The organism is Candidatus Zixiibacteriota bacterium (genome assembly GCA_040753875.1).
Lineage (GTDB): Bacteria > Zixibacteria > MSB-5A5 > GN15 > FEB-12 > DATKJY01.
In genome coordinates this window covers 1-22300 of the sequence record JBFMDV010000033.1, presented here as the reverse complement: position 1 = coordinate 22300, position 22300 = coordinate 1, and the positions used below count along the sequence as shown (strand labels likewise).

The 22300-nt window shown below is 56.0% G+C and carries 16 protein-coding genes; 7 read left to right on the top strand and 9 right to left on the bottom strand.

The window, feature by feature from the left end; all coding sequences use genetic code 11:
* Positions 1 to 174: 174 nt before the first annotated feature.
* The 5 genes from AB1644_12435 to AB1644_12415 all read right to left on the bottom strand — a co-directional run bounded on the left by AB1644_12435 (position 175) and on the right by AB1644_12415 (position 5198).
* Positions 175 to 921 (bottom strand): hypothetical protein, encoded by a 747-nt coding sequence (locus AB1644_12435; GenBank protein MEW6051852.1) that lies wholly within the window; start codon positions 919 to 921, stop codon positions 175 to 177.
* Positions 918 to 1808, bottom strand: coding sequence for a hypothetical protein (locus AB1644_12430; protein ID MEW6051851.1), 891 nt, complete (start codon positions 1806 to 1808; stop codon positions 918 to 920). The genes AB1644_12435 and AB1644_12430 overlap by 4 nt, the downstream gene beginning before the upstream one ends.
* 576 nt (positions 1809 to 2384) lie before the next feature.
* Positions 2385 to 4004, bottom strand: a complete 1620-nt coding sequence (pruA, locus tag AB1644_12425) for an L-glutamate gamma-semialdehyde dehydrogenase (protein MEW6051850.1) — start codon at positions 4002 to 4004, stop codon at positions 2385 to 2387.
* A 196-nt stretch (positions 4005 to 4200) separates the two neighbouring features.
* Entirely contained in the window at positions 4201 to 4548 is a 348-nt protein-coding gene (locus tag AB1644_12420; GenBank protein MEW6051849.1) for a cupin domain-containing protein, read from the bottom strand.
* Between the two features lie 257 nt (positions 4549 to 4805).
* Positions 4806 to 5198, bottom strand: a complete 393-nt coding sequence (locus tag AB1644_12415) for a hypothetical protein (protein ID MEW6051848.1) — start codon at positions 5196 to 5198, stop codon at positions 4806 to 4808.
* 446 nt (positions 5199 to 5644) lie between these two features.
* Between AB1644_12415 and AB1644_12410 the strand changes: the two genes are divergently transcribed.
* The 6 genes from AB1644_12410 to AB1644_12385 all read left to right on the top strand — a co-directional run bounded on the left by AB1644_12410 (position 5645) and on the right by AB1644_12385 (position 17674).
* The gene (locus tag AB1644_12410) at positions 5645 to 6703 is read left to right on the top strand and encodes an AI-2E family transporter (GenBank protein MEW6051847.1); all 1059 of its coding nucleotides are present in this window, start codon (positions 5645 to 5647) and stop codon (positions 6701 to 6703) included.
* A 233-nt stretch (positions 6704 to 6936) separates the two neighbouring features.
* Positions 6937 to 7503 carry a plastocyanin/azurin family copper-binding protein gene (locus AB1644_12405; protein ID MEW6051846.1) on the top strand — a complete coding sequence of 189 codons (567 nt, stop codon included), beginning with the start codon at positions 6937 to 6939 and terminating at the stop codon, positions 7501 to 7503.
* Between the two features lie 217 nt (positions 7504 to 7720).
* On the top strand, positions 7721 to 11839 hold the full coding sequence (locus AB1644_12400; GenBank protein ID MEW6051845.1) for a T9SS type A sorting domain-containing protein: 4119 nt from the start codon (positions 7721 to 7723) through the stop codon (positions 11837 to 11839).
* A 490-nt stretch (positions 11840 to 12329) separates the two neighbouring features.
* Positions 12330 to 14633, top strand: coding sequence for a T9SS type A sorting domain-containing protein (locus tag AB1644_12395; protein ID MEW6051844.1), 2304 nt, complete (start codon positions 12330 to 12332; stop codon positions 14631 to 14633).
* Between the two features lie 134 nt (positions 14634 to 14767).
* Positions 14768 to 16930: a S8 family serine peptidase gene (locus AB1644_12390; GenBank protein ID MEW6051843.1), complete on the top strand. Its 2163-nt coding sequence runs from the start codon at positions 14768 to 14770 to the stop codon at positions 16928 to 16930.
* 249 nt (positions 16931 to 17179) lie between these two features.
* Complete coding sequence (locus AB1644_12385; protein ID MEW6051842.1) at positions 17180 to 17674, top strand: ferritin; 495 nt, start codon at positions 17180 to 17182, stop codon at positions 17672 to 17674.
* Between the two features lie 83 nt (positions 17675 to 17757).
* On the opposite strand, the gene AB1644_12380 is transcribed toward AB1644_12385, so the two are convergent.
* From AB1644_12380 to AB1644_12365, 4 genes are all read right to left on the bottom strand, one after another.
* A complete protein-coding gene (locus AB1644_12380; GenBank protein ID MEW6051841.1) occupies positions 17758 to 19875 on the bottom strand; it encodes a S9 family peptidase in 2118 nt (705 codons plus the stop codon).
* Positions 19876 to 19912: 37 nt separating this feature from the next.
* A complete protein-coding gene (locus AB1644_12375; protein ID MEW6051840.1) occupies positions 19913 to 20332 on the bottom strand; it encodes a secondary thiamine-phosphate synthase enzyme YjbQ in 420 nt (139 codons plus the stop codon).
* 5 nt (positions 20333 to 20337) lie between these two features.
* Entirely contained in the window at positions 20338 to 20886 is a 549-nt protein-coding gene (thpR, locus tag AB1644_12370; GenBank protein MEW6051839.1) for an RNA 2',3'-cyclic phosphodiesterase, read from the bottom strand.
* Positions 20887 to 20991: 105 nt separating this feature from the next.
* Complete coding sequence (locus AB1644_12365; protein MEW6051838.1) at positions 20992 to 21474, bottom strand: glutathione peroxidase; 483 nt, start codon at positions 21472 to 21474, stop codon at positions 20992 to 20994.
* A gap of 352 nt (positions 21475 to 21826) precedes the next feature.
* Here AB1644_12365 and hypA point away from each other — a divergent pair, with 352 nt between their 5' ends.
* Entirely contained in the window at positions 21827 to 22177 is a 351-nt protein-coding gene (gene hypA / locus AB1644_12360) for a hydrogenase maturation nickel metallochaperone HypA (GenBank protein MEW6051837.1), read from the top strand.
* Positions 22178 to 22300: the final 123 nt, after the last annotated feature.

The following is a 22300-nucleotide window of genomic DNA, read 5'->3' as shown; positions in this document are numbered from 1 at the left end:
AAAACTCTTGTTGTGCAAATCAACACCAACATACACATTGCCCATGGCCGCGTCTCCTTTCCTTACCGTCGCTTCGTATTACCGGTAAGGTATCGCAGACGTCGGCCTTTTCATAAAGTCAATCTCGGTTCCCCTACTGTCGATTTACGCGTAAAAGTGACTGTCCGGATCACCTTAAGGCCCCATTGCCGGCAGGTGTGACAACGAATCGAGGATTCTTTGCGTCCTCTGCTCGTCCCATTGCGAGAGAGCGGCATATCGAGCGTCCCGTTCCTTCTTCAGCCGCAGAAATTTCGGGAAACAGGCAATATCAATCGCCACTCCCAATCCAAGCACACCGGCACAGATATACCCCGCATTTCTCTCCCTCTTCTTGTCGGAGGCGAGAAGTAACGCCGTCACGCCGGTGCCCGCTGCCACAATCGCAATTTCGCCGCGGAGTTCCCTCTTGTCTCGTGCGTAGGCATCCCGGTAACTCACATACGCGCGAACCTCCCGGTCATACTGGGCAATGAGCTCTTGTATCGACGCAGCCTCATCCTCAGTGGCAAGTTTAGTCCGTTCATTAGATCGAAAGATACCAACCTGACCGTCCGCCGCCTCCATCAGCGTATCCCGTGCAGTCGTCGAATTGTGCGGAAAGAAATACGAGTACTCAGTATGATCGACCATGAATCCATTGCGAATCACTATGAAGCTCTCGACCGCGCCGGTGTCAAGTGTGGTGCGGTATCGCCACGTCGAGAAAGCCTCACCTCTGGAATACGAAGGACGCTCCGGGGTAGGCGATTCCCGGTAGATGATTCGGACGGGAAGTGATCGCAAGAAGCGATGAACGGGGATAGGTAGGGGTCCGCTGAAGCCCGACTGCATCCCAAGGCCGAGGAGCAGAGTAGCCGCTAACCAGATTCGTCGGTTCACTTGGCTAGCTCCTCCAACACGGGCCGGACAATGCGGATTGCAACAACCGAATCGACAATCGGTTTCTTCCAGGACTCCTCATACCGAATCTTATCATACGTCCAAATCTCTGCGACAACGCGAAGAACCTGGGGATCCGAGAGCGACAGCTTGAGAGTTCCCTTAAGGCGAAATTGCCTTGGTTTCGCCTTTGAGCTGCCCGGACCACACACGATCACCGTGTCGCACCCAACCAGATACTCAAATACACCCTCCTCCATGGTCGTTCGTCGAAGCACCTGCACTCCCTGATGCGCCAGTGTCTGCTCGGCTCGGAACAGGACTTCGGCGTCTGTTCTGGCGCCGCGCGGCAGTGGATGTTCCTGGCGTACTGTATATGGCGGGAGTATGCTCGTTGCCACCACTGCAAAGCTCGCTGCCGTCAGCCACAGGACCGACGCAATCCGCCAGTGTACCTCGGTCCGTTCCGGCGTGCCCATGTCGACTATTGCGCCACGCAACACCAGATGACAGAGTGGAAGCACGAGCAGCGCTACAAGATCGCCGGCATCCCGCGTGCGACCGACTACATAGGGACTTATTAGGCTGCTGACGGTCGCAAGCAGGCCTTCAATCGGAGACAGCTTCCAGATGACAAACAGCATGCCGACCACAACGTGGAGAATCACCAGCCGACGACTTGTCGTGATACGTCGGCGAAGGATTGCAAATAAAAGGGCGACAAAGACGCAGAGTCCCGCGAAGTCGCTCAGTTTGCCGGTCAGCCACGACGGGTGATGCGCCTTCAGAAGATGATCATTGATGATCAAGGCCAGCAGACTCAGCATGAACAGCGGGTGAAGGATCACTTGCACGACGTATTGCGTTGTCTGATTACGGTCCCGCATCGGTCTCGGCAACTCCGGATACTCGGTGTTCCTATAAGATGGGCTTCAGATACTATGATACCGCCAACACGACTCACTGTCAACACTCGCGCTCCCTTCACCGCCCCCATGCCTCCCCTGTCATCCCCGCCCCTTCTGTCATCCTCGCGAAAGCGGGGAACCAGCCGTTGCCCTATCCCACTGGATTCCCGTTTTCACGGGAATGACAAACCCATCCAATGTTAGTAAAGTATAATAGCCCCAACCCTTATTATACTTTTCGCCCCAAAAGTATAATAACGGCCCTGCTGCCCCCCATTTTCCCTACAACTTCACCACTATTCCCAACTGTCTGCCCCTTTAGCAGAAAGGCCCCTAATCTGCCATGTTTATAGATGCACTAAACCAAACCGCCGCCCGCAACATGAATGAGTTGTTGTGTGACGTTAAAGCTCGGAATGGAAAGAGTCGCTCTCAAAACCCGGTAACACACCTATTCAGGTGTGATAAAAACGACAGAACGAACCCAATCGCCCCTTGTGCCACAACGAGATAGGCCGATGAGTGCACGAAAACGAACCAACTATCCGTCGCCTGTCACCCCATAAACGGGTATCGGTAGTCCGTCGGCGGGACGAAGTTCTCCTTGATCGAGCGCGGCGAGGTCCAGCGCAACAGATTCTGGATACCACCCGCCTTGTCGTTCGTCCCGGAAGCACGACCGCCGCCAAACGGCTGCTGCCCCACCACCGCGCCGGTCGGTTTGTCGTTGATGTAGAAATTGCCGGCTGCGTGACGAAGCGTCCGCTCCGCCAGTTCGATCGCTTTGCGGTCGGTGGCGAAAATCGCCCCGGTCAACGCGTACGGCGAGGTCTGGTCCACCAAATGCAATGTCTTGGCAAATTCTGTGTCGTCGTAGATGTACAACGTCACTACCGGTCCGAAAATTTCTTCTTCGATCAACTTGAAATGCGGATCGGTGGTCACCACGACAGTCGGCTTGATGAAGTAGCCGTTCGACTTGTTATAGGTGCCGCCACAGAGGATTTCGGCGTCCTTGGATTTCTTGGCATATTCGATATACGATGTAATGGTATCGAACGCGGACTCATCGATTACTGCGTTGACGAAATTGGTGAAGTCCTCCGGGTCCCCCATCTTCAGTTCGTTCACTTGTCTGACCAGAATCTCTTTGATCTGCGGCCACAGGGACTTGGGAAGATAGCAGCGCGACGAGGCCGAGCACTTCTGCCCCTGGTACTCAAACGAGCCGCGCGTGATGGCGGTTGCTACTTGCGCCGGGACCGAAGACGGATGCGCCACAATGAAATCCTTGCCGCCGGTCTCGCCGACCAGGCGCGGGTAGGTGCGGTAGTTGGCGATATTCTCGCCGACTGTTTTCCACATGGAATGGAACGTGTTGGTGGAACCGGTGAAATGAATCCCTGCGAGATGCTTGTTCTTCAGCACCAGGTTTCCGACCGCGGAACCGCGCGCAAACAGAAGATTGATGACGCCATCGGGAATGCCCGACTCGCGGAGGATCTTCATGATGAAATGCGAGGTGTAGATGGCCGTCGAGGCCGGTTTCCAGACCACCACGTTCCCCATGATGGCCGGCGCGGTAGGGAGATTGCCGTTGATCGAGATAAAATTGAACGGCGTGACGGCGAACACGAACCCCTCGAGCGGGCGATGATCCAGCCGGTCCCAAATCTGCGGCGCACTGGCGGGTTGGATATCATAGATCTGCTGCATGAAGTACGCGTTGAACCGAAGGAAATCAGCCAGTTCGCAGACAGCATCGATCTCCGCCTGAAAGATATTCTTGGAGTGCGCCAGCATGGCGGCGGCGTTCATGGTTGCGCGATATGGGCCAGTGATGAGGTCGGCGGCTTTGAGAAAGATCGCCGCGCGATGTTCCCACGGCAACACCGACCAGGTACCGGCGGCTTCGATCGCGGAGTCAACCGCCATTTTCACTTCCGCCTCACCCCCCTGGTAATAGTAGCCGAGCACTTGCTTGAGATTGTGCGGCGAGCGGATTTCTATTTTCTGTCCGGAGCGGACCTCTTTGCCCGCAATATACATTGGAATTTCGATTGGTTTGGCTTTGAGTTCGGCGAGAGCTTTTTGTAGAGCGGCCCGTTCCGGCGAACCGGGAGCATAGCTGAGCACCGGCTCATTCTTTGGTGGTGGTACGCGGTAATGTCCCATGAGGCGCTGCCTCCTGTATCCTGGAAATGTTCGTTCTTACGAATACGAGTTCGCAATGGCAGAACCCGAAGCGGTTCTGCCCTACGAGATCTTTCGATGGAGATGATACGTTGATTTGCCGGAGGGCACAAGGGGACTTGTGACGCACTTCACAAACCCGTCATCAGACGCGAAGCGGCAAAACAGGCGACGCCTGTCAATACGCCCCTTTATTCGGGACAATGCAGATAAACTCGAACTCCTCGTCGTACGGATTCTCGAACTGGTGCATCGTGTTCGGCGGCACAAATGCGAAATCTTTTGCGTCCAATTCGTATACCTTGTCGCCGATACGGAGTCGTCCGCGCCCTTTAATGATATGATTGATATGTTCCCAGTCGTGCTGGTGGTGCGGTGTGAACCCGCCCGGTTTGAGGCGAAACACGCGCAGCGTATGATCAGGCCAGCCTTCCGGCGAACCGATGACATTGGCCTTGGTGGCGTCTTTCACGCCCTCGGCTTTGACCTCGCCGAGTTTCATATCGCGGTATTTGACAACTGGCATGTGCATCTCCATTTCTGTTCGTCCCGCCCCAAGGGGCGGGGTACCCCACCGCTTGCGGTGGGCGGTGGGTGCGATAATCTTGTCTCCACAGGTACCCCACCGCCGCCGTCCTGAGCGAAGACGAAGGCTCGCGGTGGGTGCGATGGCTGTCCGTCGAGAATATACGCAATCGCAGTGTCGCCATGTTGGCCAAAAAAAGACCCGCTCTCGTGCGAAAGCGGGTCTAAACACGCTCGAGGCGTGTGGAGAGTTCCCAACTACCAGCGGTTGGTCCGAGTGATGCGACGGCTGCGGGCCATTCGGGGCTGGCGACGGCGAATCTGCTGCGCGTAGTAGCGGGTCTTATGCGACCGGCCATAGCGCTTCTGCGCCGGCTTCGGAGAGGTCACGCCGTGGTTCCCCTTCCACTGCGAGGGATTGTACTTGCGGATGTTCAGCGAGGAGGCTTTGTAGCGCACCGAGTACGCCGTGCGGCCGAGCTGACGAGCCACCCACTTGGTCTCATTGCAGCGATAGAATTTGCGCAGGAACGCGATCTCCTGAGCCGACCACGGACGGCCGCCCTTGTTGAATGAACGGGTACGCTGGGTGCGGCTGTTGCTCTTGCGCCAGTTCGCACGGTTGGTCGGTTTCCATCTTCTCGTAGCCATTGTGAACTCCTTTTGTGAGTCGTTAACGATCACGAACAGCGACATGGCTAAGTCTGCGTCCGCATTATTGTCAGTTAGTTCTATCAAATAACATCGGCGGGACTCTTAACATCCTTAACCCCAAGTGATTAGGAATTTCACGGAAATGGCCGGTCGACGACACCGCGCCGTTCGTGTCGCTTGATTCGATTTCACTCCGTAGAATCCGCGACCATAAAGAGCTGCCCGGGGATAGGTCAAGACTACATGTGACGTAAAAAGCGACAAGCGGGAAAACGCTGTAGCACCGTAACCTATTGCCATTCGGCATGTTACAAAACCATACCAAGACGGAAGGGCGGGTCCATTATACCTACGTGTGCGTAATTGGTGCACAGTTCCGCGTTCCCTGTTGATTCGCATATTGAGGTTCGATAGATTGCAGCAACTTCGAGCAGGGTTAATCGATGAAACGCGAACATCTGGTCATCTCGCTCTTTTTTCTAATCGCTGCCGCCACGTTCTATTTGTTCTACCGATTGATCGCGCCGTTTTTCGTGCCGCTCGCCTGGGCGGCGGTGTTCGCGATTCTGTTTTACCCGCCGTATGAGAAACTGCTCATTCGGGTGAAACGTCCCGGCATCGCAGCGCTCATTATCGACCTTGTGATCCTGGTGCTGATAATCGGTCCCGTGACGTATCTGTTCCTGGCGCTGGTCGACCAGGCCTCGAACGCGGTCATCCGTGTCAACCAACTCTATGCCAGCGGAGACCTCCAAAGACTGTTGCACGTCAATATTCCATGGTTATCCGACCTGCTTGAGAAACTGTCCGCGTATGTTGACCTGTCCCGGCTCGATGTGAACGAATTGGCCAAGAACTCGGTTGACAAGATCGGGGGACTAATCGTAGGGCAGACGACCTGGCTGATAACGAACGCGACGAAAGCGGTGCTGTATTTTCTGATGATGCTGTTCGCGACCTATTATTTCCTCAAGGACGGTCCGGTTCTGGTGGAACGGCTGCGCCGTCTCATGCCGCTGTCGGCCGAGCAGACGGATACGGCGTTCGTACATCTCCGCGATGTCATCTACGCCACCATGTACAGCGGGCTGCTGGTCGCCCTGTTGCAGGGACTTCTGGGTGGTCTGCTGTTTTGGATCGTGGGGATCCCCTCGGCCCTGTTCTGGGGCGCGATCATGGCGTTTCTGTCGATCCTGCCGTTTATCGGTGCGTTCATTGTCTATATTCCGGCCGGGCTGATCCTGATCCTGGGTGGTTCCTGGATCAAGGGATTGATCGTGCTCATATTTGGGACAATCGTTGTCAGTCAGGTGGACAACCTGCTGCGTCCGTATCTGGTGGCCGGGCGAACGGCGATGCACCCGATGATGCTGTTTTTCTCGATGGCCGGCGGGGTGGCGATTTTCGGGCTGGTTGGCCTGATCATCGGTCCCCTGGTGGCGGCGCTGTTTGTCACCCTGCTGGATATCGTGGCGCTTCGCCTGCAAGCGGATTCGGAGTAGTGCGGTTCCACTCCGGCCGGGCGTCGATCCGGCTCGCGCCTGAATAATACTTGACATAATCGGCCCACTTTATATATTCCAAGCGATAGCGCTGGTCCGCGCCCTCACCACGGATCATTAACTGACATCTTCTTTCGTTTACGTATCCCCGGAGTTCAGGGTCCGCCTTCGGGCTGAGACAATATGGCAGCAGTTGCCGTTTTGTGCGGCGACTTCAAGGAGGAATGACAGCTATGCGCCCTGCTCTTCGTTTCGCTCTGAGCAGCATGACCCTGCTGACTCTTACGGTGCCGGGGTATGCCACGATCCATGACATTAACATGTCCGGGTTCTCGTTTTCGCCGATCGGAACGGTCGTCAATTACGGCGATACCGTCCGGTGGCATGTGGTGTCCGGGATTCACACCTCTACATCTGATGTCGGTTCCCCAAAGAGCTGGAACTCCGGCTCGATGGCTACCGTTGGCCAGACCTTCGATGTGGCGTTCGTGCTGGCCGATGGGCCGGGCCCGTTTCCGTATCACTGTACGCCGCACGTGAGTTTTGGCATGGTCGACACGATCAAAGTTAGCACCGGTCCGTGCTGTACCGGCATCACCGGTAACGTCGATGGTGACAGCGGCGATATTGTCGATATCTCCGATTTGTCGGCGATGGTTGATTTTCTATTCTTCGGCGGATCGATATCGGCCTGTTTCGAGGAGAACGATGTCGACATTTCTGCCAGTGTCGATATCTCCGATCTCCAGGCACTGATCGATTTTCTGTTTTTCAGCGCCGCCCTGCCGAACTGCCCATAAGTAACCGCCTCCCTCATATCCTTTCTGTCGCGAAGGCGCTCGCTTGTGGGCGGCCTTTTGCATTGACAAAACGTCGACTGGTGAGTAGTTTATGGATATCATTCCTATAACCGAAGGGTCTGGTACCTCATAAACTGGCGGGGGGAACCGCTTGGCGCACCTACAGTGGGTTACAGGGGAAACTGGTGTCGCCGCCGCAAATATGAAGGGGATTATCATGAAACTGTTCTCCACCGTAGTCACAGTCTTGGTGGCGGCTGCTGCGATAGTACTTGCCGCGCCGCCTGAGAAACCGTCCAAGAGCATGCCGACCGTGGCGGCTAATTTCGATAACCAGCATTATGTCGATGCCGGCAACATACTGATGTTCGTCACTAACTACGGCGAACTTGGGCGGGATGTTACCGACATTTTCGGATACGATTTCGGCACGTTTTATCCGTATGCGGGAGTCGATGCCATTCACAATGGCACGTTGACCTCAAGCCCGCTTTGGTCATGCGGCCTGTGGCTCGGGGGTGTTGATTCGGCTACGGGGCAGACACGAATTGCCTTGTCTGAGTACAGTTCGGAATATGTTCCGGGACCAATGGCCGGTGGAACATTTCAGCCGGACCAGCCGGGTTTCAGAGTTTACAAGTTGTATCGCGACAGTCTTGCCGGAAACCCCAATCAGGACTATCTGGAAATACCGCTCGGCCAGGGGGTGCCAGTCGACAGTCTTGGCCATCTTCTCATGTTAGGGGACCAGATGCTCTGGGCGGTGTACAATGACGCCGACCCGAATCAGCATTGGAATAACGCTGGTGCCACCCAGCCGCTGGGAATAGAGGTCCGCCAGACGGTGTGGGCTTCGGAGTCATCCGGCAGTGATTTCGCTTATCTGCCCAACAAATACAGCGCCACTGCTATCGGCCCGTCGTCAATAGTGGCTACCGCGTATGTGGTCGATCCGGTGCAAATCACCGGCGACGAGTACCTGGTCGAGGTAAGTGATGATCCGGTCCTGGGACCGGTATGGAGTCTGGTCAACCTGACCGACAACATCGTGCTTCTCTCTCACCAGACCGATTTCGACGGTGGTGATGACGGACCGGTGGTTGAAGGGTTTCGGCTTTCCGTACGTGAGACGATGGTGGCATTCTCGAATTTCGAGGCAGTCGCCAATGCAGCTGGGCCACTGGTTCCATCCGAAGGAGCCGCAGCCCAATTTGCCGGGTTCCCGTCCGCCAGTCCTACTGACCGTCAGCAGGTGGGCGACGGCGAATGGCTGATTCATACGGGGGATGACGGGGGAACATCGGGAGGCGGCACTCGGGGTGATTATAACTCCTTTGTCAGTCGCACCACGCGGTCGGGCGCCCTGACCGAGTATCTGAAAGGACGCAATCTCGAAATCCGCTTCACCGGATCCAATGATTACCCAGGCGTTGGCGGAAGCTATGCCTACGACGGCATAGAGTGGACCGGCGCGTACTATTGGGTACCCTTCGAGCTCTGGGACATCGGTTCCGGCACGCCCGATGACCCGTCGAATGACTATCAGTTAGTTCCCTGGCTCTGGGACTGGGACCAGAACGGTATATTCAATCTATCCAACTGGGGTACGACAACGTACGGCGGTGGTGGGTACGAACATTCGGTTTCCGCCGGCGACAATGATCCTTACACCGACTGGATTTACTTCCAGGATCCCAGTGATCATACGCCGGGTCGCGCCGGCTACCTGGCTGCAGAAGCGGATATGCGCAACGGAACCTATTCCGGCGAACGCGAGACCGAGATTCTGGCCCGAATTGTCTTCGTGAACTGGAATGGCGGAGATGCGCCGCCGTTCACTCAGGATATGCCTGAGACCGGAACAATCTTCCGTATCACCACAAAGAAAGGATACGCAGTTCCGGACAGTCTGACCTTCACAGCCACCCGCCCGCAGGCCATCGCCACGAGGGCAGGAGGCGAAGGTAACGCCGTATACATCCGGTACGATCTCGTCAATGAAGGGAACCGCACAATCAGGGACATGTACATCTGCCTCTGGTCCGACCCAGATCTTGGCGGTGCATCCGATGACCTGGTTGGCTGTGACACGCTGAACAACCTCTGGTTCTGCTACAACGCCACAAATATGGACATGCAGTACGGTCATAGCGTACCGGCAGTCGGGTTACGGTCGCTGGTGGGACCAGTGGTGCCTTCGCACGGTGATACCGCGCAGTTCTTCGGGCATACTCTGTTTGGTTACCGCAATCTACCGATGAGCGCTTTCAATAAGTACATCAACGGTACCGACCCAAACAGCTACGCGGAGACTTACAATTATATGCGAGGTCTCAATTCCGACGGCACTCCTTTGCCCAATGGAACGCGTTTTATGCACCCGGGAGATCCGGTGGCCGGAACCGGTGACCTTGATGTGAACCCCTCAGATCGGCGGATGATGGCCAGTTATGGGCCATTCACGTTCCGACCCGGCGACAGCCAGCAGGTGATCTTCAAAATGGCGGTAGGACAGGGAACTGATCGATTGTCATCAATCACAGAATTGAAGCGCCTTCTGCTCAGCACCCGGCAGCTCGAAGTCGATCCGCCGAATCTCGAATTCACGTATACGTTGGGCGGTTCGACACCCCCGCCGCAGGCTTTCACCGTCAACGCTCTCGGCGGGGCCTCGATCGGCTATCATGCATCTGAATCTATCGGCTGGCTGACGCTGTCCAACGCGATCAGCAGCACTCCGGGGACCGTGACGGCGGTTGTGAATCCCGCCGGTTTGCAGGCGGACACGTATACGGCCGATGTTACAGTTGAGTCCGACGATGCCCTCACACTTCCAGAGCATGTTACCGTGACACTCAAAGTGTTACAGCCGAGCGACGTGGTCCACCCCACCGATCAGTGGGTCAATCTGTATTGCTCATTCACCACGCTGGACGGCATTCCGCTGCAAATGGGGGGTACTATCGATGTGCTCGACCCGACCGGCGTGCTTTGCGGAAGGGGACTGGTTGACATCAACGGCGCTTACGGCTTCCTGCCGGTCTATCGCGATGACACGCTCTCGCACGATATTGACGAAGGAGCTGTGCCGGGGGACACTCTCCGATTCCGTATCGGTTGGCAAGCAGTTTACCCCGAACGGCCGATCGTGTGGACGAGCAACGGCGACCGGATCGAAGTGTGCCAGTTCTTCACCTCAAGGGAGACGTGTCTTCCGCTGCATACGGGCTGGAACCTGATTTCGTGGAATATCGACACACCTGACGACGACGTTGCCTCGGTTGCAGCCAGTGTGATGGAGAATGCGACTGTCATTCTGAGTTTCGAGCAGGGCGGATTGACATACGATCCGACACTGCCGCAGTTCTCGACATTGAGGTCCGCGGATCATCTCCATGGCTATTGGTTTCTGATGCGGGGTCCCGACACATTGTGCCTGGATGGCCCGCAGGTACCGGACTACACCGGTATTCCGCTTGAGGCAGGGTGGAATATAGCGCCCTATTTCCCGGGGTTCCCGATGTCGGTCGAAATAGCCGACGCTACAATCGCGGATCGTTTGCTCGTGGCGTACAGTTTTGACAACGGCATTCAGATATGGCAGCCGGGCTCGGCGTTTAATACACTGACTGAGATGCATCGCTACAGGGGATACTGGCTGAAGATGGCATCTCCTGGTATATGGTACCAGGTCCGTTCCGACTGCACGATGGTTATCTCGCCCATCACGACGGCGTCGAAGACGCACGAGGATGAGCTGGTTACATCGCCGACATGGGTAAATCTGTACGCACAGACGCTTGTTGTCGACGGCGCCAGGGTACCGGAGGGGACCGGCGTAGTCGCGCGTTCGAAGACCAGCGAGAAGGTCGGGATGGGGTCGGTTGGCGAGAATAGCTCTTTCGGCTTCATGCCTGTGTACGGAAACGTTGAAAGCGCATCAGGCGGGATTGGCGTGGGCGAGCCGTTCTTCCTCGAGATCGATGGTGCTCTCACCAATGAACCAATGGTGTGGTCGGGCAATGGGAATCGACTCGAAGTCCCGGCACTGACGTCAAGAAAGAGCAACCTGCCACACCGGTTCTGGCTTGGCCAGAACTATCCAAATCCGTTCAATCCAACCACCACGATCAGATTCTCGTTGGCGACAGCCGCGCATTACACGCTGACGATCTACAATCTCGCCGGACAGAAAGTGGCGCAGTTTGACGGGGACGGCGACCCGGGCGAACAGACAGTACGATGGGATGCCTCCGGATGCGCTTCCGGGATCTATCTCTACCGTTTGAATGCCGGGGAGTTTACAGCATCACGGAAGATGCTGCTGGTGAAATAATCATCGGACGATTTGGTTGAGCAAGGGACCGGTTCACGCCGGTCCCTTCTGTTTGCAGTGTCATTTGACAGGCATTCTTGAAACTGGATTTCATTTGTCCGCCATTGTTTCGTGTTTCGCATGTCCCCTTTCGCGAACATTCGCGAATCGGTTCGCGAATTTCCGTCTTGTCGCACAACAGCTTAGCGAGCGTTCGCGAATCTTCGCGAAAAAATCGCGAAAGAACCACGTACCCACCTTCCCTCGCCACTAATCAAAATGGACCGCTCATTCGTCTATTCCTCTGTCACACAGAAGATTACGGTCACACGATGCTCAGGTGTGACCGGCTGGCACGACGGTTGCTGCTGGCGGTTGTGGATGAGGTGAGAGTTCTTGCTCCATCATTCGAACGCTCTGACAAGGCCGGGTCCGAGGAGCGGCCAATGGTGAGGGGTTTGCTTTAATCCGGACTCGGCCGTAACTTAGTTGAAACCGACTGGGAGACCTTATGAGAACAATTGGTATTACTCTGCTGGTCGCGCTGATCGTCGCTGAGAGCATCAGTTCCACGCTGGCTGCCGACATCAGCGTCACCTATCGAAGCAGCACGCTCTGGAGCGGCATCACCGGTATTGTCGTGCATGATACGACGCTGGTCTGTTCAACGGTGAACGGTCTGCTGCTTCTCAACGTTACCGATCCGGTTCACCCGCGGTATGTCTCTGAACTATACCTGTCGCCGGGGACCACAAGGAAAGTTCGGGTGAGGGGAGATAAGGCATACATCGCGGCAGAGAGCCTGCTGTACGTTGTGGACATATCGAATGTCGCCTGTCCCCGAGTGGCCGGCACTCGCCTGTTGCGTGACCGAAGCCGGGCCCTGGATGTTGTGGACACGCTGGCCTATGTCGGGTACAGCGGTACCCACAGTGGGCTTCAGATTCTGGACGTTTCCAAACCGGCCTCAATCGTTGAGGTCGGCGCCTTGCATGTAGCCGACTCCAACATGTATGCGTACAGCGTGAAGGTGCTCGGCAGTTTTGCCTATTGCTCGATGGATGCATCGATTTGGGTTATTGACATCTCCGATCCGACAAGCCCTGTCAAGATAAGCAGTCTGCAGCAGTTTGATCCCGGTGGTCTGCCGTATATTCCTGTCGATTTTGAGCAAGGCCCACAGGACACGCTGCTCCTGGTGGCTAATCTGAGCGGTTTCTGGCCTGCCGCCATTTCCGCATTCAGCGTGATCAACATCGCCGATCCGTACAATCCAGCGTTGTCGGGCTCCATTGAACTCGACGGCTATGTGTGGCAACTGGCACTTGCCGACAGTATCGCCATGATGTCTAACGGCAGGCGGGGGGTTCCCCTGATAAACATTGCCGATCCGGCTCATCCGGACACTGTCAGCCGATACGGGATGATGCAGGGGTACTATGAGTTCTATTTTTCCGGCGCCGTGGCAGTGAAGGATACGCTAATGTATGTCTCCGACTTCGGTCCGCAAGGTGATGCTGAGTATGCGGCGCTCCGCAGCCGTTCACAACCGGCTGCAGCCACTGGGGAGCAGTACATCAGTCCTTCTGTTGACCTGCACGTGGTGAATATCGCCGATCCGGCGAATCCCACGAGAATAGGCGGCTATACGTTTCCTCCATCCGTCACCGCCGTAGTGCCTGGTGGTCGCTTTGCGTATGCCCTGTATTACGGCAATGAGGGGTCGGATGACACCAGCGCCGATCTCACTGTGGTTGATCTGATCAATCCGGATATCCCGGCCGTGCGCGGGACCTACTATACAACAGGGACAGCCACAGCAGGTTATCTTGCTGACACCCTGCTTTACCTTGCGGTCGGCTGGCTGGAGGTCGTGAATGTGGCCGATCCTGACCAACCGTGCCTCTTAAGCAGCCTGCCCACCGGTGGGGAGTGCTTGAAAGTCGTGGTACAGGGTAATCTTGCCTACGCCACATGTGGGCAGGCCGGACTGTATGTGATCGATATTTCCGATCCTGTCAATCCCAAGGTCACTGGAACATTAAGGACTCGAAATGATGCAGGTGGAATAGCCCTGAATGGCAATTATGCCTATATCGGGGACGTCTATGCAGGAATAGCGGTGGTCGACATAACCGATCCATCCCGCCCCGTGCTATTGCCATACTTTGACGATGACTGGTGGGCAGGCGAAACGATAGTGCAAAACGGCTATCTCTACGTCGCGACATGGGGGGGAGTCGTTATTTATGATATTCACACTGACCCAGCACAACCGGCTGAGATCGGGGGGATTCACTCATACGCAACTCTTGACTATACAGTCCGGTTTCCGTTCCTGTACGTTGCCAACGGCTATGATGGCGTGACCATATTTGACGTGTCCGATCCATATACGCCACGCATCAGCACTTCTGTTCCAACTCCCCACTGGACCACCGGTGTGACCGTCGACGACCAACATGTGTATATCTCCAACGAGTACGGCTTACTCATCTACGACTGGAGCGACATTACGGATGCGCCCGCCGGCGACCCGGCGGAACTCCCCTGGCTCTTTACGCTAAACCAGAACTATCCTAACCCATTCAACCCCGCTACCACGATCAGCTATGACCTGAACCGTCGCGCAGCCGTCAAGTTGACTATCTACAATACGCTCGGACAGCGGGTCACGACTCTTGTCAATGGTCCCCAGTCGTCGGGACACCACGAGGTGAGATGGGAGGCGCGAGAGCATGCCTCCGGAGTCTATTTCTACCAACTCAGCATTGACGGTCGGACGGAGTCCCGTAAGATGATTCTGCTGAAGTGATGCCGACCACAGGGATTGAAGGGAGGTGATAACTATTACCACACGTTAATGGCGGGCGAATGCCCGTCATCGTCTGATGCCTCACCATAGTTCTTAAGCATTCACCATCCTCACCACAACAGGAGTTTTGCCCTATGCGTATCAAAGGATCAAACCTTTGGCGACGCCTGGTTGTCATGACTGTATTGTTGTGTGTTGCCGTGTCCACAGGCGCGGCAAGTGGTCTTGCACCGGGCAGCAATTTTGTCCGCGACAAGGCCGAGCGACTCAAAAGCTGGCGGAGCAGCGTGCCGCCGGCCATTCCGCAATCAGCACTGAACCTGCTGCGGCTGTCTGATGAGATCGGCATGATTGTGCTACCCGCAGCCACCCGCCTGCCACTGGAAATGAGCAAGGTCTGGTTCAGGCCCAACATTAATCCGGTTGCTCCGGAGTCGTATGTCCTGGCGAACATCGTCGACAGTGCCGTTGTCAGCGGCCAGGTTGTCGCGCCGGTGGACAGCGGTCTGCTGGCAGAAGCAGTGATCGATTCCGTCATGCTGGTCCAGTTTTTCTCGCTTGACATCGTCTGGCTCGGCAAGACCTGGGCCGACGCCACCCCGGATGACACGTTTACGGTGTTCACGGAAGAAGGCGTCTTCTTCAGAGACCTGTCTCGACATTATCATATTGGATTTTCCGGTACGGCCACGCCGGAAGACGCCATCGAGAGCCTGCTGGGCGTGAATGGCGTGCAGGAGGCGTTCCAGATCGGTATTCCGGCAAGTTCCTCTGAGGAACCTGAACCAGAGCACGAGCCACGGTGCCAGTACCGGAATGACTCGACGGTAAACCAGTATTACCTGTTCCCATACGACAGCGGCGGCGTCAATGCATTCGGTGCCTGGGATCTGGTCTGTGAGGGGATATCCGACAACAAGGAGGTGGTGATCGGGATCGATGACGACGGCTTCGGCACCAATCCGGCCTACCACCCTGACATCCGGTACAATATTTCTCCCAAGAGTAGTGCAGCCTTCAACAGCACGTACAATCACGGCACAGCGGTGGCGGGTGTGTGCGGGGCGACTGCCTCTGAGACGGCAGTTCCGGCACTCGGGAAAATCAGTACCGTTCCGGATGGACGAGGCATAGTTGGCGTGTCACCGCGCACCAAGATGGTACTCAGGGACCACGGCCACACTCGCTACGTATCCGATCTCAAGTATCTGATCGATTCCTGTGATGTGGATATTCTCAACTTCAGTTGGGGCCTTTGGCCGTTCGACAATCGCGATCTGCACATCTTGCTTGAACGGGCATTCTATCAGAAAGAAATTGCGCTCATAGCGGGAGCAGGTAATTGCGGGTTGGGGGTAGATTGCCCGCGTGTGGTCTATCCTGCCGCCTACCCGTTCGTACTCGCGGTCAGTGGATCGGCTAGAGACCCCTATGACCACCATCCTATACGTGCGGGTGAGAACTGGGGCGCCTGGTTGGATATGGTTGCACCAAGCGTAGATGTTCTGAGCACTGGCGGCTACGCCAAGTTTCCCAGCGACACGATTCCCGCAAACTACGGCTATTCCAGGCGGAATGGGACTTCCATGTCGGCTGCGATCACAAGTGGTGTCGCCGCACTGATGAAGACTGCGAACCCGGCGCTCTCGGCGGCGACACTGTACGACATCCTGACGCAGACGGCCAAGCCATTGGAGGGCTACGACCCGGGCTGGAATGCCGCTACCGGATGGGGCATAGCGGATGCCCGGGAGGCTGCGTTGCGGGTGATCAACAGGGCTCATTGCGATAGTCTGCCCGGCGATGCCAACGGCGACTGCTACGTAAACTGGGCAGATGCGTTGCAGGTAATAAGATTCCTGCACTTCGGCGTTCCTCTTCCGGAACCGAACAATGCCGATGTCAACGCCGACTGTCAGGTGGATATCAGCGATCTTCAAGCGTTGATTGACTATGCCGTATATGGCGCGGGCATTCTGCTGTATGGCTGCGTGGAATCGGAGGGCAGAGTTGAACAATCAAAGACACCCTCATCGACCCCGGTGCTGAACGCGGCGTTCCCGAACCCGTTTAACCCGTCAACCGAGATTGGGTTTGAGCTTCCTACCGCTTCACACGTGCGGTTGGAGGTGTTCAACGTGCTCGGCCAGCACGTTGCAACGCTGGTGGACGGGCCAATGGAATCTGGAAGGCATTCCGTGGCATGGGATGGCAGCAACGCGGCCAGCGGCATCTATTTGTACCGCTTTCAGACCGGCAGCTTTGTTATGTCACGGAAGATGCTGCTGGTGAAATAATCATCGGACGATTTGGTTGAGCAAGGGACCGGTTCACGCCGGTCCCTTCTGCTTGGAGTGTCATTTGGCAGGCATTCTTGAAACTGGATTTCATTTGTCCGCCATTGTTCGATGCTCAATTGAGCGGCGATTTCATTGGCGCTTGATTTTTGTCGCGTACGGTTCGATCTTGGGAACCACAATCGCACTCGTCGGTTGATATTTGCAGAATAGCGATGGGCATTTAACATGAAAAAGGAGATACATACCATGATGATTTCGCAGAAAGTCGCGGCTCGTCTTAACGAGCAGGTCAAACACGAATTCTATTCCTCGTGGGCCTACATGGCTATGGCCTACTCGTTCGAGACGATGGGGCTGCCGATCTTCGCCAAGTGGTTTTACCGCCAGGCCGGTGAAGAACGTGAGCATGCGGAGAAGATCGCACGGTACCTTCTGGACCAGGGAGCCGAAGTGGTTTTGACGGCGCTTCCGGAGCCGAAAACTAAATACACTACGGCACAGGAGATTATCGAGGCAGCGCTTGAGCACGAAAAGCTGGTGACTCGTCAGATTCACGAGATCGCCGAATTGGCTTTGGCCGAGAAAGACCAGGCGACCTATCATTTCAACGGTTGGTTTGTCGGCGAGCAGGTGGAAGAGGTCGCCAGTGTCATGGAGATTCTCAACATGGTGAAACTGGCTTCCACGCCGGGGCAGCTGCTGCAGCTCGAGGGGCGGATTTATCAGATGATGGAAAAGTAGATAGCTGCGCTTGATTATGTGTGCAAACGGTCACCTCGTAGTGAGGTGACCGTTTTCGCTTATAGTCGTTTGTCCGGGCGCAGTTATCGTCTGATCCCCAAAATGTCAAAGATGAAGGCGTATTCAAAGGCGATCTCTTTGAGTCGCCCGTAGCGCCCGGATAAGCCGCCGTGTCCCGCCTCCATGTTGATCTTGAGTAACAGCCGATTGCTGTCGGTCTTTACGGAGCGGAGTCTGGCCACCCATTTAGAAGGCTCCCAGTAACTGACCCGCGGATCGTTCAGCCCACCGGTGGCGAGCAGGGCGGGGTAGACTTTTGGCACGGTATTGTCATACGGCGAGTACGAGCGCATGTAGCGGTAGTACTCCTCCACCTTGGGGTTCCCCCATTCCTCGAACTCCTCGACTGTCAGTGGGAGCGACTCGTCGAGCATAGTGTTGATGACATCCACGAACGGCACGTCGGCGACAACCACCGCAAACAGGTCGGGCCGCATGACGGTGACCGCGCCCATCAGAAGACCGCCGGCGCTGCCGCCGCTGATGGCCAGTTTTTCTTCTGAGGTGTATTTTTGGCTTATCAGATAATCGGCACATGCGATGAAATCGGTGAAGCCGTTCTTCTTGTGGAGCAGTTTGCCGTCCTCGTACCATTGCCGTCCCAGTTCCGAGCCGCCGCGCACGTGGGCGATGGCATAGATGAAACCGCGGTCAAACAGACTGAGCCGGTTTGATGAGAAGTTCGGGTCGCTGGAGATTCCGTAGGCGCCGTAACCATATAACAACATCGGGTTGTTGCCGTCGCGCTCCAACCCTTTCTTGTATACCAGTGAAATCGGCACCAGCTTGCCGTCGGGGGCCGGCGCGAACAGCCGCTCGGACTGGTACTGTGTGGGATCGTAGCCGCCGAGGACTTCCTGCTGCTTCTTCAATTCACGCGTCCGAGCGGTCATGTCGTAGTCGTAGACCGAGCTCGGGGTCACGAGCGACGTATAGTTATAGCGCACGATATGACTGTTGAAATCGGGGTTTCCCATCGGGTAGAAATTGTACACCGGCTCATCGAACTGCACGTAGTGCAGATTGCCGTCTTTCCACCGGCTGACGCGCAGTTGCGGCAGTCCGTTACGACGCTCGAACACGACCAGATATTCTTTGAAAAGATCCATTCCCTCCACCAGGACCGAATCGCGGTGCGGGAGGATATCCTTCCAACTGTTCCGGGAGGGATTTTTTTCCGGAGCTTCCACCAATCTGAAGTTGAGTGCATTGTCGTTGGTCCGAATGATGAACCGCTTGTCGATATGCTCGACTTCGTATTCAACCTGGGGGCGTCTCGGCTCGATGGTTCTAAATTCACCGGCTGGTTTGTCGGCCGCCACGTAGCGAACCTCGGATGACACCAGGCTGGTCAGTCGCATGAGCAGGAACGCTTTGTCTTTGGAGAGCGTGATCCCCACCGAAAAGGCGCTATCCGGTTCGTGATATACCAGCACATCCTTCGCAGGGTCCTCGCCGAGCGTGTGCCGCCACAGCTTGTATGCGCGTGCAGCATCATCGAGCGTAACATAAAACAGCGTCTTGTTGTCGGTGGACCACGAGGTTTCATACGTGGTGTTGCCTATCACTTCAGGCAGCACGACGCCGGTCTTGAGATCCTTAAACCGCAGCGCCAGCCGTTCCGAGCCGGCCGTGTCGTACGCGTACGCCAGCATCTGGTGATTGGGGCTGACATCGAGGACGCCGACCGCCAGATAATCGTGCCCTTTGGCCAATTCGTTAACGTCAAGAATCACCTGTTCGGCCGAGTCCAGACTCTTGTACTTGCGGCAATAGATGGAGTACGGTTTCCCTTCCTCGGTACGGCTGTAGTAATAATAGTCGTCGTGCTTGACCGGTACTGTCAGATCGGTCTCTTTGATTCGCCCCAGCATCTCGTCGTACAGCTTCTTCTGGAGGGGGTCGGTATGTTTCATGACCGAATCGGTGTAGGCGTTTTCCGCCTCAAGGTAGCTGATGACGTCCGGGCTTGTCTTTTCACGAAGCCAGTAGTAGTTGTCGGTTCGGATATCGCCAAAGGAAGTATCTACCTTCGGAATGATTTTCGCGACCGGCGGTGTCGGCTGAGCAAAGGCCACAGCAGCCGTGAGTAACGCTGCCGCGAGAAGCAGGCATACGCGACGCATTCTCGGTGAGTTCATCTGGTATCCTCTATGTAATGGAAGTGAAAGAGCATGCTTAGTCGCCGATGATCTTGATCAGCGCCCGTTTGCGCCGTCGACCATCAAACTCGCCGTAGAATATCTGCTCCCATGGGCCAAAGTCCAACTGGCCGTCGGTGATCGCCACTACCACCTCGCGACCCATGATCTGGCGTTTCATGTGAGCATCGGCGTTATCCTCGCCTGTATCGTTGTGGCGGTAACCTGAGACCGGCTCATGCGGCGCCAGTTTCTCAAGCCATTTGTCGTAGTCCTGATGCAGACCTGATTCGTCGTCATTGATAAACACCGACGCGGTGATATGCATGGCGTTGACGAGTACGATCCCTTCCCGCACGCCGCTCTCGGCTATCGCCTTGCGTACATCAGGAGTAATGTTCACAAACCCCCGGCGACTGGGGATATTGAACCAAAGCTCCTTGCGAAGACTTTTCAAACGAGTCAGTTCCTTTTGCCGTTGAGCGGGTATTCTTCTTCGACCTGGTGGATGGCGCCGGATGAGGAGAGACTACTTGAATAGAGCGTAAACGCTGCCACTTGAAACGGTTCCACCCGGAAAAGGCCATATTCAGTCAGATACCCGGCGACCCGTCCCACATGGGGCTCTTTGAGGCGGGCGATCGCCACATGCGGCGCGAATTTGCGGCTGTCACGGTCGACCCCGGCTCGCGCCAGGGCTGCTTCTACCCGGCTTCGAAGCAGTTTCAGCGGTTCGGACTTTTCGACTCCCACCCAGATGGTTTCCGGCACACCTCGCGGTGGGAAGAAACCGACCCCCTTGAGCGTGAGGTCAAACGCGTGTGCCTGAACTTCTCGAAGAGAGTCGAGAATATCGCGGAATACACCCCCATCGACCTCACCGATGAAACGAATCGTCAAGTGAAGCTGAGCAGGCTCCATCCAGCGTGCACCCGGCACGCCACAGCTTATGGCTCCGAGGTGTTGTTTTACATCTTCCGGGAGGTCTACGGCTACAAAGAGACGGTACATAGGTTACACCACCACAGCTCTTTAATACGCGAGGTTTCACACAAGGTCGCGCATCCGCTGAGAAGCGAGAGAGGCCGCACCCTCAACGGGAGGCGGAATACGAGGCTATAATAGGGACTCTATGCGGGAAGTCAACTCCGGGGCATCAGGTTTGACCGCAGAATCGAAGCGCGCCACAAGGTTACCATCTTTGTCCAGAAGGAACTTACTGAAATTCCACTTGATCTCCCCTTCGATGGGGGACTGCTCGGTGAGATATTGAAACAGGGGGTGCTTGTCCGTTCCCTTCACGCTAATCTTGGCCATCATGGGAAATGTGACGTGGTACTTGGTTTGGCAGAAGTTGAGAATCTGTTCGTTGGTGCCGGGTTCCTGGGCGCCAAAGTTGTTCGCCGGAAACCCGACTACCACCAGCCCCTTGTCCTTGTAGGTCTGATACAGTTTTTGGAGTCCCTCGTATTGCGGCGTGTAGCCGCACTCGCTGGCGACATTCACTACCAAAACCACTTTCCCCTTGAATGCGGCCAGGCTGGAATCGTGGCCGGTGATGGTTTTGAACGGAATAGTCCGGTAATCGTTGGCTGACATGGCGCTGTCTCCTTTGCTGGCGAATGGCGGCGATGGCTTGCCCTCATCGGCGATGACCTTCGCGGTCACACTGGTCCTCGCGACGTTGGGGTCATTCGGTTTGGTAGGCTGGCGGTCGGCGCGGATCGACTGGGCAGCCATAATCGTAAGTCCTATAGTCGCTGAGCGAATCAACTGCTTCACACAATTCTCCTGATCGATTTGTGGCGGACATGGCGGTCCGCCGTGTGTGCTATGTAAAACCGTTGCGGCGTGGTGCTTGTTTCACAGCAACAGTACATATCTATACTCGGAACGGCTTGTTGCATCTAGACCTGGCGGCTATATTGACAGCGAGGATTTAGATTAACCCATGCACGAACTCGCTGTCGCCGACAATATCGTGAACGCCGTCCTAGCCGAAATGCAGCGGCGGGGCCTCAGTTCCGTGGCCACGGTGGCGGTGCGGGTGGGGGCGCTGACGGACATTGTGCCGGACGCCCTGGAGTTCGGGTTTGAGATCTTGACCCGCGAGACCGCGTTGGCTGCGACAAAGCTAAAGATCGACCGCATCCCCTGCCAGGGGCGGTGCCGGGATTGCGGGAAGGATTTCGAGGTGCAGGAGTGCGTGTTTGTCTGCCCCCACTGCCAAAGCTGCGATATTCAAATGACCAGGGGGAACGAGTTGGATATAGCGTATATAGAGGTCGACGACGGTTCCTAGAACCTATCTCAAAATCAGTTTTTGATTTGTCATCGTGAAGAGCGTGGCGATATTTCGTCATGGCGATCACGTTAAGCGATGCCCAATGGGAGAAGATTCGACGGCATTTCCCGGAAGAGAATA